At 40.4% G+C, this 18,891-nt stretch carries 17 protein-coding genes; 12 read left to right on the forward strand and 5 right to left on the reverse strand.

The window, feature by feature from the left end:
* The first annotated feature begins 49 nt into the window (after positions 1-49).
* The gene (locus tag QZ407_RS14965) at positions 50-2,344 is read left to right on the forward strand and encodes a PAS domain S-box protein (RefSeq protein WP_295772486.1); all 2,295 of its coding nucleotides are present in this window, start codon (positions 50-52) and stop codon (positions 2,342-2,344) included.
* A gap of 6 nt (positions 2,345-2,350) precedes the next feature.
* Here the strand turns inward: QZ407_RS14965 and rpoN are convergent, their stop codons facing one another.
* Complete coding sequence (gene rpoN, locus QZ407_RS14970; protein ID WP_295772488.1) at positions 2,351-3,826, reverse strand: RNA polymerase factor sigma-54; 1,476 nt, start codon at positions 3,824-3,826, stop codon at positions 2,351-2,353.
* Between the two features lie 163 nt (positions 3,827-3,989).
* Here rpoN and mscL point away from each other — a divergent pair, with 163 nt between their 5' ends.
* Positions 3,990-4,379, forward strand: a complete 390-nt coding sequence (gene mscL / locus QZ407_RS14975; protein WP_157542258.1) for a large-conductance mechanosensitive channel protein MscL — start codon at positions 3,990-3,992, stop codon at positions 4,377-4,379.
* Here the strand turns inward: mscL and QZ407_RS14980 are convergent.
* Positions 4,376-5,242 carry a ChaN family lipoprotein gene (locus QZ407_RS14980; RefSeq protein WP_295772490.1) on the reverse strand — a complete coding sequence of 289 codons (867 nt, stop codon included), beginning with the start codon at positions 5,240-5,242 and terminating at the stop codon, positions 4,376-4,378. The two genes, mscL and QZ407_RS14980, sit on opposite strands and share 4 nt — an antisense overlap.
* A 135-nt stretch (positions 5,243-5,377) precedes the next feature.
* Between QZ407_RS14980 and rpmH the strand changes: the two genes are divergently transcribed.
* The 4 genes from rpmH (at position 5,378) to tsaB (ending at position 6,921) form a co-directional block, all read left to right on the forward strand.
* Positions 5,378-5,536, forward strand: coding sequence for a 50S ribosomal protein L34 (gene rpmH / locus QZ407_RS14985; RefSeq protein WP_157542256.1), 159 nt, complete (start codon positions 5,378-5,380; stop codon positions 5,534-5,536).
* A gap of 76 nt (positions 5,537-5,612) precedes the next feature.
* A complete protein-coding gene (locus QZ407_RS14990; protein ID WP_295772494.1) occupies positions 5,613-6,005 on the forward strand; it encodes a ribonuclease P protein component in 393 nt (130 codons plus the stop codon).
* Positions 5,989-6,231: a membrane protein insertion efficiency factor YidD gene (yidD, locus tag QZ407_RS14995; protein ID WP_157542254.1), complete on the forward strand. Its 243-nt coding sequence runs from the start codon at positions 5,989-5,991 to the stop codon at positions 6,229-6,231. Before QZ407_RS14990 ends, yidD begins: the two co-directional genes overlap by 17 nt.
* 9 nt (positions 6,232-6,240) lie before the next feature.
* Positions 6,241-6,921, forward strand: a complete 681-nt coding sequence (tsaB, locus tag QZ407_RS15000) for a tRNA (adenosine(37)-N6)-threonylcarbamoyltransferase complex dimerization subunit type 1 TsaB (protein WP_295772497.1) — start codon at positions 6,241-6,243, stop codon at positions 6,919-6,921.
* Between the two features lie 10 nt (positions 6,922-6,931).
* Here tsaB and QZ407_RS15005 read toward each other — a convergent pair whose 3' ends face one another.
* Together QZ407_RS15005 and QZ407_RS15010 are read right to left on the reverse strand one after the other, a co-directional pair.
* A complete protein-coding gene (locus QZ407_RS15005) occupies positions 6,932-8,350 on the reverse strand; it encodes a DUF5723 family protein (protein WP_295772500.1) in 1,419 nt (472 codons plus the stop codon).
* Between the two features lie 84 nt (positions 8,351-8,434).
* On the reverse strand, positions 8,435-10,000 hold the full coding sequence (locus tag QZ407_RS15010) for a hypothetical protein (protein ID WP_295772503.1): 1,566 nt from the start codon (positions 9,998-10,000) through the stop codon (positions 8,435-8,437).
* An 89-nt stretch (positions 10,001-10,089) separates the two neighbouring features.
* Here QZ407_RS15010 and QZ407_RS15015 point away from each other — a divergent pair, with 89 nt between their 5' ends.
* From QZ407_RS15015 to QZ407_RS15040, 6 genes are all read left to right on the forward strand, one after another.
* Entirely contained in the window at positions 10,090-10,479 is a 390-nt protein-coding gene (locus QZ407_RS15015; protein ID WP_295772506.1) for a DUF423 domain-containing protein, read from the forward strand.
* A gap of 1 nt (position 10,480) precedes the next feature.
* The gene (gene priA / locus QZ407_RS15020) at positions 10,481-12,967 is read left to right on the forward strand and encodes a primosomal protein N' (protein ID WP_295772508.1); all 2,487 of its coding nucleotides are present in this window, start codon (positions 10,481-10,483) and stop codon (positions 12,965-12,967) included.
* A gap of 154 nt (positions 12,968-13,121) precedes the next feature.
* Positions 13,122-13,625 (forward strand): hypothetical protein, encoded by a 504-nt coding sequence (locus QZ407_RS15025; RefSeq protein ID WP_295772510.1) that lies wholly within the window; start codon positions 13,122-13,124, stop codon positions 13,623-13,625.
* Positions 13,618-15,057: an ankyrin repeat domain-containing protein gene (locus QZ407_RS15030; RefSeq protein ID WP_295772512.1), complete on the forward strand. Its 1,440-nt coding sequence runs from the start codon at positions 13,618-13,620 to the stop codon at positions 15,055-15,057. The genes QZ407_RS15025 and QZ407_RS15030 overlap by 8 nt, the downstream gene beginning before the upstream one ends.
* A gap of 11 nt (positions 15,058-15,068) precedes the next feature.
* The gene (locus QZ407_RS15035) at positions 15,069-16,034 is read left to right on the forward strand and encodes an ankyrin repeat domain-containing protein (protein ID WP_295772515.1); all 966 of its coding nucleotides are present in this window, start codon (positions 15,069-15,071) and stop codon (positions 16,032-16,034) included.
* Between the two features lie 112 nt (positions 16,035-16,146).
* Positions 16,147-16,860, forward strand: coding sequence for a ThuA domain-containing protein (locus tag QZ407_RS15040; protein ID WP_295772517.1), 714 nt, complete (start codon positions 16,147-16,149; stop codon positions 16,858-16,860).
* 8 nt (positions 16,861-16,868) lie between these two features.
* On the opposite strand, the gene QZ407_RS15045 is transcribed toward QZ407_RS15040, so the two are convergent.
* Positions 16,869-18,806 (reverse strand): hypothetical protein, encoded by a 1,938-nt coding sequence (locus tag QZ407_RS15045; RefSeq protein ID WP_295772519.1) that lies wholly within the window; start codon positions 18,804-18,806, stop codon positions 16,869-16,871.
* Between the last annotated feature and the right edge of the window lie 85 nt (positions 18,807-18,891).

The raw sequence follows: 18,891 nt of genomic DNA on the forward strand, positions 1-18,891 counted from the left end.
GAGGGTAGGAGAGGTAAAAATTTCACTGATATATCTGTTGACTTGTTGCTTGTGGATAACCGCAAGCGATAAGGTACTCTTTTTATTCAGAAGCCAGCTTAATGCTGCTGATATGCTTATCGTAAGCAGCTTAAAAGGTGTTTTCTTCGTTTTTATCACGACCTTATTGTTGTGGTATCTCATAAAATTAAATAATAAAAGGCTTTTAGATGACGAACGTCAATATCGCTCTATGTATGAGGGAAGCCCGCTGGCTAAGTGGATATATGACCCTGTTACCTTAAAGTTTATCTCCGTTAACGATACCGCAATTGCCCAATACGGTTACTCGCGCGATGAGTTTTTAAACATGAGCATATTGGATATGCGCCCCGATGAGGATAAACAGCGTGTAATTGATTCCATAAGTCAGGTGTCAGATCAACTTAAACCTTCAGGTATCTGGCGTCATTTAAAGCGTGATGGAAGTGAAGTTTCTGTAGCTATTAGCTCTCAGCAAATAGCATTTAATAAAAAGCGCCACATTATGGTCACGGCGCAGGATGTTACACAAAAGCTTGCATATGAACAGGAGCTTAAGCGTTTAAATGACGAATTGCGTGAGGAAAAAAACAAGTTAAGTGAAACTCAGCAAATTGCAAGAGTTGGCGGTTGGGAGTTTTATCTTGAAAATAAACAGCTCATTTGGTCGGAGGAGATGTACAGTATAGCCGGCATCGAGCCATATACTACCGAAAATCCTTATGATTTGTATGTGCAGCAGATATACCCCGAAGACAGGGCCGATATGCTTGATGCACTAAACCTTTTAATTACCACCGGTAAAAAGTTTGATGTAATTCACCGTATACATTTGTTAACCGGTGAAACACGATATATAAGGCAAATTGCAAAATTGGTGCATTCGGCTGATGGAAAACCACTTAAATTGCTAGGTTCGGCGCAGGATATAACCGAGCTTAAACAATTGGAGCATGAGCGCAATAAGTATATGCTTAACCTCGAAGATACACTTAACAGTATTAACGAGGGTTTTTACACGCTCGATCATAATTTAATATTTACCAAGGTAAACAGGAAATTTGAAATAGAAACTGGCCTTTCAAGCCGTGAGGTTATTGGCAAGGGATTGACTGATGTGTTTCCGGGTATTGAAGGCAGAATTACTTATAAACAATATACTAAATCCATCAAAGAGAATATTCCGGTACGTTTTGAGGCGTATTGGAAGCACTTTAAAAAATGGCATTACGTTGATGCTTATCCAACTGTTGATGGTATTGCCGTTTACTTTGTTGATATAACCGATAAAAAGCTGAAAGACATGCAGCTAGAAGGTGCAATTTCAAGGTATGAAACTGTAGCTAAGGCAACACGTGATGTTATCTACGATTATGATATAAAAAATGATTATCTATCGTTTTATACCGACGTTAGTGAACTGTTAAATTGTGACCCCGGAGAGATCGGCAGATCTATTAAATGGTGGCGATCACACATTCATCCCGACGACCGAGAAAACGTAATCAGGAGTCAGCAGGAAGTGTTGAACCGTGGCGAAACCAACTGGGACTGTGAATACCGCATTAAGTGTGCCGGACACAGGGATTACATATGGGTATTTTCACAGGGATATTGTTTGTATAACTCATCGGGCGTTGCAACCCGCATAGTTGGCGCGGTAAAAGATATTGATGCTTTAAAGAGAGCTAACGAAGAGAACAAGCGCCTGGCTGAGATCATCACCAAAATAAATAACATGGTTATTGTTATGGATACTGATCATAGCATAACCTGGGCTAACCGTGCGTTTGAAGAGTATTCGGGGTATACGCTTGACGAGTTAAAGGGTGTTTATCCGGGTGATATTTTGGGAGGGGATAAATTTGCTCCGGGTACAATTGAAGAAATTAGGCGCCGTAAAGAAACCCTGGAAACGTTCAGCATTGATATTCAACATTTCTTGAAAGACGGTTCGTCGCCTTGGGTAAATGTAGAATACAAGCCAATATTTAATGATAAGGGTTTACACACCGGATACATGGCCGTGCACCAGAATATAACCGACCGGCGTAAGCGCGAGGAAAAGATAAACCATCAAAATAAGGTGCTACAGCACATATCATGGCTTAGTTCACATGAAATTCGCAGACCCGTTGCCTCTATTTTAGGGCTTGCCTATGTGGCACGTGGTTCAAAAAGTATGGAGGAAAAGGAACAGGTAATAGAAATGATTAATACCTGCGCCGAGGAACTTGATGGTATAGTTCACCACATAAATGATCGCATTAGCAATGAACTGTACGCAGGCGATGATTCAATAGCCTACGAGCCAATAAGTTAATCGAATTTATAGTTCTTTACGTAGCCTTGCAACCGGAATATTCATTTGCTCGCGATATTTAGCTACGGTACGGCGTGCAATGTTATAGCCGCGTTCTTTCAATATCTCGGTTAGTTTTTCATCAGCAAGCGGATGCCTTTTGTCTTCGCCACCAATGCATTCTTCCAAAATTTTCTTAACCTCTTTGTTTGAAACCTCCTCACCGCTCTCGGTTTGTATAGCTTCAGAGAAGAAAGACTTTAAAAGAAAAGTTCCATGCTCAGTTTGTACATACTTAGAGTTGGCTACCCTTGATACAGTTGAGATATCCATACCAATACGATCGGCAATATCTTTAAGAATCATTGGGCGAAGGTTACGCTCATCACCCGTTAAAAAGAATTCATACTGATATTGCATAATGGCATTCATGGTTTTAAGCAGCGTTTGCTGGCGTTGCTTAATGGCATCAATAAACCACTTGGCCGAGTCAAGCTTTTGTTTAACGAACTGTACCGCTTCTTTCAGTTTTTTATCGCGTTGTGAAGCTTTATCATAATGCTCAAACATTTCTTGGTAAGAGCGACTTACCCGCAACTCAGGCGCATTTTTCGCATTCAGAGTCAGTATAAGCGTTCCGTCGTTGTTGGCGATATGGAAATCAGGGATTACCTGGTGCTGCTTTGTATTAACCTCGTTAGTATCGCCCGGTTTAGGGTTAAGCTTTAAAATTTCATTAACCACGCCACGCAGCTCAACCGAATTCATGTTTAATGACTTCTCAAGCTTATCGTAATGTTTGCGGGTAAACTCTTCCAAATAGTTTTCAACTACCAAAATTGCCTTTTTTACAATTGGGTCGTTGGGATCTTTACGGCGAAGTTGTATAAGTAAACACTCTTGTAAACTGCGCGCACCAACACCCGGAGGATCAAAGGTTTGAATGAGCTTCAGCATTTCTTCAACTTCTTCGTCTTCCGCCATCACATTTTGTGAAAATGCCAGATCATCAGTCAACGACATTATGGGGCGACGCAGGTAGCCGTCATCATCTAAACTTCCTATTATTTGTTGACCAATACGAAAGTCCTTATCATCCAAAGGCACAAGATCTAGCTGTGCCTGCAGGTTTTCAAAAAACGAGCTTTGAATTGCTATAGGCATTTCCTTACGGTCTTCTTCATCATCACCATTTTGGTCATAACGCGAGCCGTAATCGTTCACACTGTCATCCTGAAGATAATCATCTATGTTAAACTCATCGTATTCAGAATTTTCATCGTTAGAAGAGTAATCATCATCGTCAGGATCACGGTCGGGGTATTGCTCCTCCGGCTCGTTCATGTTGGTTAAACTCAGATCTTCAAGCGCAGGGTTTTCTTCAAGTTCTTCTTTAATACGGGTATCTAATGATACGGTAGGAACCTGCAACAGCTTAATAAATTGAATTTGCTGAGGCGAGAGCTTTTGTAAAAGTTTTTGTTGAAGATTCTGTTTTAACATATAAATAGGCAGCGCCAAAAATACATCAAAGGCGCTATTAAACAAAAAGTAAAGTTGATGATTATTGGTTAATGCTAATTGGCCGCTTTTGTTTTAAACAATAAAAAATTTTGATGTGAATGCATTACTCGTAAATTAGCTATGTAAACCAATACTTTCCGCTATGTCATTTATTAAAGAATTTAAAGAATTTGCCGTAAAGGGCAATGTGCTGGATTTGGCCGTTGCTGTTGTTATAGGTGGTGCATTTGGTAAAATTGTAAGCTCACTGGTTGAGGATATAATTACCCCGGCAATACTTACACCCGCACTTAAAGCAGCCAATTTATCAAACCTTAGCCAGCTGGTAATACCGGGAACAGCAATAAAATATGGCAACTTTCTATCGCAAATAATATCATTTATAATAGTAGCTTTTGCCCTCTTCTTGTTTATAAAGGCTATTAACCAGTTTAAAAAGAAAGAAGCGGCAGCGCCAACCGTTGCTCCGGCACCTACCAAAGAAGAAGTATTACTTACTGAAATACGTGATTTGCTTGCCCGTAAGGTTTAAAAGCTTTTAGACAAATTTCCGTTCGTCAAAATTATATAGTTGTTGCTTTTGCTGTAGCTGTTCCAATTTATATTATTGTAATCGGCTACGGCATAGGCAGCGATATTAATAATGCGTGCTTTAGGTGCGTACTTTTTTAATTGTGCAGCGGCGCCCAGTTGATCCTCACTGTGAAAGCCGCCATTGATATGCATAATTTTGCTGCGAGGATTTACTTTTAAATGCTTGGCTATGCTCCAGGCCATGGTTGCATCCCAAAGGTTTTGCGATTGATATATTTTCATGCCGCCCATGCTGGCATGTCCACCCATTGTTTTAACAAATTTATTATAGTATGCGCCAGCTGCCGTGTCGATAGGTAGGGGCGGGAGCCATTCTTTTGCTTTACTATCTAATTCATGAAGACTACCCAAGCCTAAACGCGTAACCCTGTTAGTATACTTGGACGGCGCGTTTGCTGCAATCACTGGCAATTGATGTTGTTTAGCCAGTTCAACCAACGGCTTGTAATCTTTATAGTTGCTCCACGCCCTGGCATCAGTGAGCAAATTCTTTTCTCTTATCAGGTTATTTAAATATTCGTTCACTACCGGTTGGGTGTCGGTTTCAAACATCTCTAATGATAGTGCCGCATTTTGTGGGTATTTCTTAACCAGCATGTCAAATATTGCCAGTTCAATTGTATGGCCCAGTGAGTCGTTGTGTTCCTCACCATAAAATAAAACATCAGCCTTGTTCATTTCGGCAACAACCTCGTCCAGTGTTGCCGTTTTTTGCGTATTGGTGTTGTATATTTTATAATTAACTTGCGCCACTCCAATAAACGGAAGTAAGTATAACAACAGAATAGAAGCAATTTTCATAAGTTGAGCTTTAGTGTGTTACTATGTGCAAACGTAAATAGTAATAATTATATTTGAAAACTTAAATAAAAAGCCTAAATTTGCACTCCCGTTTTTTAGTTTATATAATAACGAAATACAAAGAATATAACAATCATGAAAAGAACGTTTCAGCCGTCTCAACGTAAAAGAAGAAACAAACACGGTTTCCGTGAGCGCATGGCAACTGCTAACGGCAGAAGAGTATTAGCTGCAAGAAGAGCTAAAGGAAGAAAAAGATTATCAGTTTCTGACGAGCGTCGTCATAAAGCATAATATAGGTTGCTTGCCCTGTAATACCGGGAGTGGTGCCGTATTGAATTAATATTTTTCGGTTAACCATTTAAGCAATATGTACACTTTTAAAAAGGAAGAGCGGCTATGTAATAAAAGGCTTTTAGATAAGCTTTTTCATGGCGGCTCTTCCTTTTTGTGTTATCCATTTCGTGTTTCGTGGATAGCTGCGCCTCAGCCCCAAATTTATCCGGTGCAGGTGGTTTTTGCTGTAGCGAAGAAACGGTACCGCAGAGCGGTAGATCGTAACCTGATCAAACGCCGTACACGTGAAACTTACCGCTTACATAAGGATGCGTTACTTTACGGGCCTCTGCTGCAAAACAATAAACAAATACTGCTTTCTATAAATTACATAGGCAAAGAAATTAACGATTTTGCTTTTATGGATAAGCGTATGGTGAAACTTATGGTACAACTTTGCCAGCAAGCAGATGTTGCAGCTATTTAACTTTATAAAACGGTGTGTAGGTGCTGTTTTTATTGCACTTATAAAAGTGTACCAATATATTATTTCTCCAATACTACCATCGGCATGCCGTTACACGCCTACCTGCTCTCAATACGGTGTAGAGGCAATAAAAAAATATGGGCCTTTTAAGGGCGGATGGTTAACTTTGAAACGTATTGGCCGCTGTAACCCGTGGGGAGGGCATGGGCATGATCCGGTACCTTAATATATATTTATGAGTTTAATACTTCAAATAGAAACAGCTACCACGGCTTGCTCTGTTGCAATCGCATCACAGAATGAAATCCTGGCCGTTAAAGAATTAAATCAGCGTAACGTACATGCCGAAGTGATTACTGTTTTTATTGAAGAAGTTTTTGCTGCACTGCAAATGCAATATGCTGATATTGATGCTGTGGCAGTAAGCAGCGGCCCGGGATCATACACCGGTTTACGGATAGGCGTATCAACTGCCAAAGGACTTTGTTATGGTTTAGACAAGCCGCTTATAGCAGTAGAAACATTACAAGCTATGGCAAATGGTATGGCTGAATTAATTAATGACGAAGATTTGCTACTATGCCCTATGATTGACGCCAGGCGCATGGAAGTGTACACAGCGTTGTTTGACGCAAAAGGTAACCGGTTACAGCCAACAACTGCCGAAATTATAGATGAGCATAGCTTTGCATCGGTGCTTGAGCAGCAAAAGGTTTTGTTTTTTGGTGATGGTGCCGCTAAATGTCAGGAGGTATTGGGTAAGTGGAGCAACGCCCGTTTCGAAACTGATTTTATAAATTCCGCAAAGCACTTAAGTAAAGGAGCATTTGAAGCTTTCAGCTCTCAAAAGTTTGAGGATGTGGCTTATTTTGAGCCGTTTTACTTGAAAGATTTTATTGCCGGTAAAAAGGCGTAGCACTTTTATACTAATTATTCCAGCGTTTCCACGTACGGCCTAACGGGCCTTGTTCAGAGCCGTCATAATAGTAGCTGTCGTTTTTCCACCTTTCTAAAAGCTTTCCAAACTTAAAAGAGAAGCCAAAGTATATGTTAGCACCCGAGTGCGACATAGGCTTGGTTACTGCACTTTCGTTTTCCCTGCTGGCGCTATATAAATTAAAGCTGCGCGTTAGCTGTTCGCTGCCAATAAATATATCAACATTGGGTGTTTTATACATAAATTGTAAGCCTAAATCAAACAGTCTATCTTCGTTATAAATACCGCTAAGTGAGGTACTGAAATTGCTGAAATTTACCTGGTTCACCAGTGCCGCCGCTGTGCCGCTTCCGTTAATCAGCTTTGAAATTATTGCAGTTGGGAAATAACTAATAGTTTCATCTAGCATAAATTTTTTTCCTACTGAAAGATCGGCCCGGCCAACAATTGCTTTTGTGAATGAACCTCTACGCGGGTTGCTTTCAAATATGCCGGTTATAGCATCCTCTACATCTTGTTCTGTTTGTGCGGGCGTAGTTGTCCGGATAGTACGTGTTTGATTAAAGCGGTATGTGGTAGCTTCTCCGCGCCAGCGTATAGCTCCTAAGTCTTTCAAATTGGCTTGTATAATATATCCTTTGGGTGCATAGGTTGCTCCAAGACTAATGGCTGCGCCAGGGCTTCTAAAAAATGGCAACAAATCCCGCCTTGGGAACTGCCCCAATACATAAGTGCTTTGGAAGGTTCCTCTTAATCGTAAAGTGGCAGCATTTTGATCAGCCTGATTACGGTTTAGTTCAGATTCCGTAACGTTCAAGTTGTTGTAGCCGATGCCCGACAGCAAGCTGAGTTTTGCGCCTACAGCAAAGTTATGCGTAACTTTTTCCCTGTAATTTATACTAAACTGGTGAAATGCCTCATAAAAAGCGCGGTTATTAAACAAGTCAAAATAAGGCTGGTTGGTGTTGAATTTATCTATGCCATTAAAAAGGGCAATGGTTTCGTCTGTTACATGCCCGCGGCCATTTCCTTTTATCTGGTATGACAAGCCAACTTCGGTCTTTCCGCTCATGCTGGTAAACATGCGTAGCATACCTATATATGCATTTACGTTTGCCGTTACATCATTAAATTTTCCCTCGCCAATGGTAAAGGCGCTGTTATCATACTTTCCTAAAAAGAACCTCGACTTTAAGGTGTATTGAGCATTGCCTTTTAAATACAGATTAGCGTTAAAATTTGGTAGTAAATTAAATGCAAACTGCCTGCTTGAGTCAGGTATGAAGGCTGCCTGTGAAGGATTTTCAAAAGAATCGTAAAGAGTACCTGTGTTAAAGTGCGCAAAACGCTGCGCATAACACGAAACACTGATAAGCAGCATCAGTACTCCTGCAAAAAATTTCTTCATCAAAAAGGATTATCAATAGTTAGTAATCAATAATACGTAATCCTCCTGATATTTATTTCATGCCAGACGGCTAATTGTAAAAAATTAGTTACCGTTTATGTTCAGCGAATCAGGCGCATTAATCTTAAGACAAAGGTTTGTATAAAATTGTTTATCAGATGCTGATAATTGGTAAGCTGCTGCATAGTAGTTCTTAAAACCAGGCTCGGTATTATAAGCATTAGCATACTTACGCTTTAACGCGCGTTTAAATGCGTAACCTGCATTTTTAAAATTAATAAAGTAGCTAACGTTGCAACGCTGCGCCAGCAAATTCGAAAACTCTCTGAAATCTGATTGCTTGCTCAGGAACAGGTTACCAAAATAGTTTTCACGGAAATTGCTTACCTCACGTTGTGAGTTTCCTAACACCAAATAATTATCAACTATGGTGAAGTACGGCTTTCTGAAGCCTGAAAGTACATCTCCCAGTAAGTACATTGGTACCTGGTTAAAGTTAAACTGGCCAATATCTTCTGTTAGCATATTGCTTATATTATTACAAAACGGACGTAGCGCAGCACCATTTTTAACTTTTATAATGGCTATTCGTTCCTGAAAGCGTGTAGTAACCAGCGCAAATTCATTATCAAGTAATTTGTTAAACTCGCTGTCAAATTGTACTCCGCTTTCTGTTTTTATTTTGTTAAAAAGCGCTTTTTTATCTTTAACCAAGTGAGCTTTTTGTTGCCAGCTGGTAAGCAAATTTTTAAATGCTGCTAAATCACTTATGCCGTAAACATTGCTGTAAGCTGTTGTTATTGGGAGTATGTTCTGTAGTGTGAGTTCCACCGGGACCATATTTCTGAATATATCCATATAACTTACAGGTGATTTGCCTTTGAAAGTAGTGAAGCCATTAAAGAGCAGCGCGTCACTTTTGTAATTTAAGCTCAACGATGTATTTGCAGGTAGCTTGAATAACCCTTTCCACAAATCAGAGTCCTCACTTTTGTATAGATTGTTTAAAAGCGAGCCACATTGCTGATAGTTGATGTATAAATTACCCAATGATGTTGAATGCTGCTGATCAGACATAAGATCAAAAGTGCCTGCCGACGCTTTTTTACTATCCAGGCTTTCCTGCAAAAGAGTTTTAGAAAAGCTTCCGCACCAAACGTTGTGTTGTTTCTCAATAATATAAAATTCTCTTTCAACTGAATCTGCCTGAAATACAAATGCCTTTTTACCGCCCAATGTTGTAGGCTTCAACTTCATTTGTGTAGCCGCTTCATTGCTAAAAGCACCGGATGAAGCCATCGTAAAAAGGTATTCAATGCTATCTGTACCCAGCGTATGAAGGGATAAAAAAATATCCTGCGCATTTAGAAGAGTTTGAGCAGATGTATTGTTTAACAAGCCTTTACGAAGCATATGCAGTTCGGTCATTTTATCACTACCTAGCAATGAGGCAAACAATGGGCTGTTTTGATAAATGTCGTAAAAGCTCGCATCGTTGTTAAACTCAAATACTACTGCAGCAGATGAGGGAATGGAACTGATAATATCGGCAGAATGATTGCCCGATATTTTTAAATTATCAAAATACTTAACTGTTACAAACACGGTGGCGGCAACTAGTAGGATGGTGATAGTAATCAGTCGTTTCATATATTTTGAATTAGGCAAATGTAGATTTTTACCTTATGCCAATAAAGTAATACTTGCAATTGGTTACATTAGCAACTGTATAATTACAAATGAATAAGTCTATAATTATTACCGCTGCCATTTTTGGCATGTTAGCAGTCATAACCGGTGCGTTTGGTGCTCACGCGCTTAAAGAAAGGCTCGAACCGCAGCAATTGCAGGTTTGGGGCACCGCTGTTCAATATAATTTTTACCACGTGTTTGCGCTTTTAGCTTTAGCGGCGCTTAATAAAAGCGATAGTAACTTAACCTACGCCGGCTACCTGTTGTTTACGTTTGGTATAGTGTTTTTTTCGGGCTCATTGTATTTATTGTCTTGCAGAAACATTTTACAGTGGAGCTGGCTTCGAATTTTAGGGCCCGTTACGCCAATTGGCGGCTTATTGTTCATTGCCGGCTGGTTCACCCTGCTTTTGTCTGCTTTGAAGGGTAAAGTATAATATGCTCGAATTTGCCGAAAATCAATCAGCCGAAAGGGTTACCCTCTTTGTAAACGTAATATTGCCGCTGGCTATATCACGCTTATATACCTACCGTGTGCCTTTTGAACTAAATGATGTAGTGGCCGTTGGTAAAAGGGTAGTGGTGCAATTTGGTAAAAGTAAGCTTTACACTGCGGTAATAGACGAAATTACTACGATTGCACCCCAAAAATACGAAGCTAAATACCTGATGGAGGTTTTAGACGACCGGCCGGTGGTAACATCACAACAATTAGATTTTTGGAAGTGGTTGGCTGATTACTATCTGTGCAATACCGGAGAGGTAATGGCTGCTGCGTTACCCTCTGCGCTTAAGTTGGCGAGTGAAACCCGCATTATGCTTAACCCCGATGGTAACATTGACCGATCGTTGCTGCATGATAAGGAATATCTAATAGTCGATGCCCTTGATATCCAACCGGTACTTTCTGTAAGTGATATTGTTAAGCTTTTGGGGCAAAAAATTGTAATGCCCGTGCTTAAATTAATGTTCGATAAAAACATCATTCATATTAGCGAAGAGGTAAGTGAACGGTATAAGCCGCGTAAACGCAGCTACGTAAAACTTAATCAGCTTTATAACGAAGCTGATATGCGGCGCGAACTGTTTGCAGAGTTGGAACGCCGTGCACCTAAGCAGGCAGACGCTTTACTGGCATACTTGAAGCTGTCAAGAAATGAAGCATTAGTATCAAAAAATGATTTGATGGAAGAGAGCGGCGTAAGCGCAGCAGTGTTGAAGGCTTTGATTGACAAAGAAATATTCATAGTTGAGGAGCGAAACGTAAGCCGGTTATATTACGATGAATTTGAAATGGGTGCAAATTTTGAACTAAGCCCCGCTCAATCCAATGCCCTTAATGAGATAAGAAATCACTTTATTCAAAAAGATGTGGTGTTGTTGCATGGGGTAACATCATCCGGCAAAACCGAGCTTTACATTAGGTTGGTTGAGGAGGCTTTGCATAAAGGTAAACAAGTGCTTTATCTTTTACCCGAAATTGCACTCACCACCCACGTTATTGAAAGGCTGCGCAAATACTTCGGCAATGACATAGGCGTGTACCACTCACGATTCAGCGACAATGAGCGTGTTGAAGTTTGGCAAAAAGTGCTTAATCATGAATACAAAGTGGTGCTTGGTGCCCGGTCATCAGTTTTTTTGCCGTTTGACGATTTAGGTTTAATAATTGTAGATGAGGAACATGAAACTTCATACAAGCAATTTGACCCGGCGCCACGATACAATGCCCGTGATGCGGCTATTTACCTTGCGGGAAAATATCAGGCAAAAGTTCTCCTGGGATCGGCTACGCCATCATTCGAGTCCTACTTTAATGCGCGTACAGGTAAGTACGGACTTACCGAATTAACAGAAAGATTTGGCGGCGTAAGCTTGCCTGAAATAGAGGTAGTAAGCATTGCAGAAGAAATAAAACGAAAAGTTATTCAATCGCACTTTACCAGTGTGCTGATGACCGATATACAAACAGCACTCAGTAATAAGGAACAGGTAATATTGTTTCAAAACAGAAGGGGGTATGCTCCGGTACTTATATGCCGCGTATGCGCATTTACGCCTAAGTGTATTAACTGTGATGTTAGCTTAACCTATCACAAGAGCAGCAGTCACCTGCATTGTCATTACTGTGGCTACAAAGAAGATAACATTAACGTGTGTCCAGCATGTGGTTCAACACATTTGGAGTATAAAGGCTTTGGTACCGAAAAAATTGAAGATGATTTACAGGTATTGATTCCTGATAGCCGCATTGCGCGAATGGATTTAGATACTACGCGCGCTCGCAATGCATATCAAAATTTGTTAAATGATTTAGAGGAGAAGCGAATTGATATTTTGGTAGGAACGCAAATGGTAGCCAAAGGGCTTGACTTTGCTGATGTAACGGTAATAGGAATTATCAATGCTGATAGCTTATTGAAATATCCTGACTACCGGGCTAATGAGCGCAGCTATCAAATGCTGGCCCAGGTAAGCGGTCGTGCCGGCAGGCGTGGTAAGCAGGGTAAAGTTGTTATACAAACGTATAACCCGCAGCACCGGGTAATTGATCAGGTTATACGCAACGATTATAAGGACTTGTACCTTACAGAAATTGATGAACGCAAAAACTTTAAATATCCTCCTTTCTATCGTATTATAAACTTGGATATAAAGCATAAAGACGCTGATAAACTATACCAGCAGGCCGAATATCTGGCAATTGAATTGCGTAAACATTTTGGCGATCGTGTTATAGGCCCTGAATATCCGTTGGTAAGCCGCATACGCAATTTTTACATTAAAAGCATCATGCTTAAGTTTGAAAAGGATGGTATTTCAATTGTGAAGGTAAAGTCGTTAATACGTGACATTATTGTTCAATTTCAAACCACTCCGTTAAGTAAGGGCTGCATTGTACAACCTGATGTGGACCCTTATTAAACCAGGTCTGAATGTTCTTTGCGCATTATTAGCGCTTTCCAAATTCACAAAAGCTTGTAAACTGACATTAGTTCAAACCCTAAAATTGCATGTTTTTAACATTTAGTCAATAAGTGGGAAAAACATTCGTTTTGTAGATTGTTAATTATTAGTTATGCTTTTAGGTGCAAATAATTCGCAAGTACAGCAGCAAAGTCAGGAAGACTTAATAGTACGACTTATTGATAAAGGCCGGTTTAGTGAAGCTTATCAGTTATTAAAAGCTGAACCTGATGATATTACTTCTACCCATTTTAATACGGCTCTTTGTCTTTTTGGTAGTAAAAACTATAAGGATGCACTGATAAGCCTTGATAAGGCGCTTGCTACACTACACAACAAGCCAAACCCGCATCATCAAACCGACGCAAATTATCAGTCAATTGTGAACGCACAAAATCAAACTGATGATCACTTAATTGCTGTTGATACGAAATACATAACACTATTTACCGAAAGATTTAGAGATGCTGTTGTGAGATTAAAAACTGATTGCTGGTTAGAGCTAGGCGAGTGGAACCGTGTTGTAGAAACCGCAAGCCATATTCAATTCAAAAAATACCGCAACATTGACAATGCATTGCAAATAGCTCATAATATACTTGATAATCATGAATGAATTTAATCAAATACGGGATGCTTATCATCGGAACGTGATTGGAGGTCAGCCAGGTGTAGACATTGCGGGGATGTATGAAGCATTACAGCAAGTGGATATTAAAGGCGATGCAGAAGAAAACTTGTATCATTTAGCTGCACGTTTCACTGATGAAAATGCTGTAAATTTTTTAATGACTAAAGGCTTACAGCCAACTGCCGATAAATATGGCAACACCCCATTACATGCATTAACTACCACCCGTTTTGATGTAAATGCAGCAGCAATAGATGCTAAAGCGCAACAAATTTATAATACTGCAAATGCCTTAATTAAGGCAGGCGTTAACCCGAAGAAAAAAAATGACTCGGGTAAAGTGGCATATCTAGACGCCGGTTTGGTATACATGTATCCGTTTATACAAGCAATGGCCGATGCAGGAGTCAAGATGCATGCCACTGCCGAAGAAGGAAAGAACGTTTTACATCTTATTTGCGATAAGTTGGTGCATCGTAAAACCATACCCGGGGCTGTTGAAGCAGCTGCGAAAACCGTGAAAATACTTGTTGAAAGTGGCGGGATTGACATTGAAGATAAGGATATATTTGAAGTAACACCATTAACCTATGCTCAGCGAAGCGGCGTTAAAGAAATTGCAGCCATTTTATCAGGTGATGATAGTGCATTGCAAACCGGTGGAATGACGATTCATGAAGCCGTACTTAACCGTGATACACAGGCTGCTGAAGCTATCATTGCATCAGGAGCTGACTTAAACGAAGTATCAGACTCTCATAAACGAACAGCCTTGATGCTTGCCTGCGAATATCCATCCTTACCCATGGTTGAGCTATTGCTGAATGCAGGTGCCGACGTTAACTACAAAACAGGCACAGGTGAAACAGCAGTTTTTTACCTCATAGCCAGAGGTATTAGCAATTTTGGCCGTGGTATGAGCAAAGACCTAAAAGATATTGCACTTATTCTGCAAAGCCTTATCAGCAATGGGCTTGATAAAGATGCGGAAATAAACGCTAACGGCGATACTGCTTTAGGATTAGTTTGCTCATCAGCCTATCTTGCCGACTTAAATAGCAAGCTCGCTGAAATACTTGTTGAGGCTGGGTGCAATATCAATAAGCCAGATTTGCTTGGTAAAACGCCTTTAATGTGTTTTGCCGCACGTGGTAACGAGTCGAAATATAACATGGCAGAACTTTTACTTGATAATTCAGCAGATGCAAAGTACGTTGATAGCACGGGATCTACAGCGTTAATGTATGCCGCAGCGAATCCTGATAAAGCATCTGCAAAAATGATAACTGAATTACTACTTGACGCCGACTCATCTGTTGCTGAAAAGGTAAATAACGCCGGACAAACGGCTATGGATATTGCAGTAAATAATAACAACGAGGCTGTGGTGAAACTACTACTAACCGCAACCATATAAAGCCATTGTTTATGGACAACATGTTTTTAAATGCCTGCAAAAATGCACAAAAGGGAATAGTTGAAGCGTTTTTGAAAAAAGGCGGAATAAATGTAGATAAACGCGACACTTTAGGTAATACGCCTTTGTACTACGTAAGCGGTAAAGGGGCAAAGGATATTGTAAAATTATTGATTAACGCAGGTGCAGATGTAAACCTAGCTAACAACACCAGCGAAACACCCTTGCATATGGCGGCCCGCACCGGGAACAAAGAAATTTTGAAACAACTTACTGATGCCGGTGCCGACATTAACGCTGCCAATAATTATGGTCAAACCCCTGTGTTTTATGCGGTATTGGCGCAAAAAACGGAGACTGCTTTATACTTAATAACATTAGGAGCAGATACTTCTGTAAAAGATAACGGTGGCTACAATATATTTGATCATGCTACGGCTAATGGTATGCGTGAGCTAGTCAGCGCTTTGAGTTCGGACAATGCCGCGCAAAAAGACGATAACGGAAATACACCACTGCATCAGGCGGTTTATAATAATCATAGTGAAACTGTAGCCTCATTGCTTAAAATGTCGAATGCAGGCGTAAATGAGTTGAACAACAACGGTGTTAGTGCGCTGATACTTGCGGTTAACAACTCCAACATGCACATAGTCGATTTACTCATTAAGCATGGTGCCGACGTGAATTTACACTTGCATAACGGCAACTCGGCATTACATTATGCTGCAGGTATTGGCAATCATCATTTAGGTAAATTACTCTTACAAAACGGCGCCGAGATCAACTCACGCAACAGCTTTAGCGAAACACCCTTGATAGTTGCCGCTCAATGCGGGTTTAATGATTTTACATCAATGCTAATTGAAAATAATGCTGATATCGCTGCTGTTAATAATGACGGCCGTAGCGCTATGGACTTTGCAAGCGAGCGCGGGTATACAGAAATACTGGAGCAATTGTTAGCGGCAAGTTGATAGATGTGAACACTATATACCAGCCCCGTATAATTTTTTTACCGGGGCTTTTTTATTTTAAAGCACTCGAAACAACGGGTATTTATTAGCTTAGCCCAAACCAATTTCATTTATGCCTATCAAATATTTCGTTATTGTTCTGCAAATTTTCATTTGCACAGCATCAATTGCCAAAAGTAAGGTACTTGTATTTTTTAAAACTGCCGGCTTTAAACACCAGTCCATAAGCGCAGGTATTGCCGCAATCCAAAAGCTTGGTGATGAAAATAAATTTAAGGTCGATACCACATCAGATGCCTCTGCCTTTACCTATAAAAATTTAAAGAAGTATGATGCAGTTGTTTTTTTGAACACAACAGGTGATGTGCTTAACGATATGCAGCAAAAAGAATTTCAAAAGTATATAAGAGCTGGAAATGGGTATGTTGGCGTTCATGCAGCTACCGATACAGAATATGGTTGGCCTTGGTATGGTCAGCTTGCAGGTGCTTATTTCAATACGCACCCTAAAGTGCAGCAGGCAACTTTAATTAAAACAGCATCAAATAACCCATTTACAAGTCACTTACCCGAAAAATGGTCGAAAACAGATGAATGGTATAATTTCAAAGGAATATCAGATAAAATAAGTGTTGTGCTGACAGTGGACGAACAAAGCTACACGGGTGGAACCAATGGTGCTAATCATCCAATTAGTTGGTATCAGGAGTTTGATGGCGGACGTGCATTTACTACCGCATTGGGGCATACAGCTGAAACTTATAGTGATGATTTGTTTCTTAAACACCTTTTGGCAGGCATTAAATATGCCATGAGAAAAAATTAATTTAGTAATTACTCATTTGAAAGTGTGACAAAACTACGTGCCGGAACTTTAAACTGAATTTGGCCATTCGAGGACTTTTTAGGGCCTAACTCTTTTGCGTTATTCTCTGCATTAGTAATTGTCACTTTAAATTTCAATACTTTGCTGGGCAGGCCAGTCACGGTTACAACCCTTTCGGCTCCGTTATTTACTATATGCAGCGCAAATACCTCATTGCTATTGTTACCAAGGGCTGCACACATTATGTTGTCGTTGTTACTTGTAGCAGGTAAGGCAAATACATTTTTAGGTGTTGATGAAAGTTGCTTTAAATTCCAAAAGCGCTGCGTAGGGCGAAGGGAGCTGTTGTCGCCAAATATACCTCCACCGGCAAGCGGGGAATAGTCGGCAGTTAGTTGCCATTGTAAGATTGAGGCAGGCTGACAAATGTTTAATAGTCTTATATATAAATTAATCTCATCTATAGCGTACGACGGTTCCTGAAAAATCATAGGGTATTGCCATGCCGAAGCATCAATACTACCTTCGCTTACTAACAATGGTATATTTAATTGAGTGGCGGCATCGGCCCACTTCTTCAAAGTTTCGGTTTCCCAGCCTCTCCATGAATGGAATGATACCGCTCCAATGTAAGGTCTTACTGCTGCATCGCTCATTGCTGCATTTAAAAAAGGCCAGCTGTTAGCATCTGAATTATCACCAAGTAACAGCTTTGTTTTTAATCCTTTGCTTTCCAGGTAAGCGCCAAAGCCTTTGATAAACTCGGCATGCTCAGTTGCCGTCATGCGCACATTTATTCCTAAGTCTGATTCATTAAAGGAAAAATACCTGGCTTCAACACCATAATTATCCTTCAGGTAGGTCAGGTAACGTGTAAGTGATCGGTAAATGTCCGTCATTACATCTTTTCTCAAAGGATTACCCCATATACCATTTACGAAGCCTTCATTGTACGTACCTTCAATTGCCCAATCAGGCGCCGACCATGCCGAAACAATCACGGGTATGCCCAGTTTATTAAGTCGCTGTGCCATTCGCATGGCGTTAGTCACTTGTGAAGGTAACTGGTTTTGCTGGGCGGCATCTAAAGGATTGTTATCTTTTACAGGATGCCAATACCTCCAAGGCATCTCAACACGCCCCCAAGCCAGGCGGAGGTTATTTAAACTGTAGTCAATAACCTGAGGATCGGTAGTCGGGTTCTGCAACCTGAAATTACCACCAAGTCCATCAAAGCTACGCCCTTGCTGCTGGGTATTTATTTTAATTTCGGCAGGTTTTTTATCAATTTCACCCGAGGCCTCAATATCAAAGGTTTTCTGAATTTCCTCGCCTTTTTTTATTTGTGCCACTTTTAAGGTAAAGTAAACCAATACCTCGCCGGTATTTTCATCTTTACGTATAAAAATTGAATCCCGCTCCGTGCTTTCGGCTTTAAGACTTAATTGTGCATTTTTTAACTCAAAGCCTTTAGCGTTAATACCAGGTAAACTTTTAACAGGGGTGATGCTGAGCGCGTTGGCGTCGATAACTTTATTGTTGCCAATTAATCCGAGATTTGTAGAGTTGTTTGTTAGTTGCGGAAGCTTAACAATGAAAAACGCACCCACAAAATTCGTATCGGCGTGGGCGGTCATTTTTATATTAACCCGAGCTTTGGTGCCGGTATTGCTACTTACAGTTTCTTCAAAGTACAGGCTATCTAAATTTGTTCTAACGGTTTGCTCACTGCCGTTACGACTGTAAACAGGTCTTTGTCTCTCGCGTGCCGTAGTTAATATTTGTACACCATCGCTTTTAATGTATTGCAGTGCTGTTTCAAACTTAAGCAAATGACCTTGCTTGCGAATGCCATTGATATTTCCCCAGGGGGATAATTCCGCCTGGCTAAACGCCTGGTTAATTAGGGTGAAAATGGCTGCAATAAGTAAAAGAAAGCGCTTCATAAAGGCTGTAAAAATAAACTTTTGCCTTTGTATACGGGTGATTAATGTTGCAGGTTGGTGCAAATGGTCAACTCTGCATGGTTTG

The organism is uncultured Mucilaginibacter sp., assembly GCF_913773635.1.
Lineage (GTDB): Bacteria > Bacteroidota > Bacteroidia > Sphingobacteriales > Sphingobacteriaceae > Mucilaginibacter.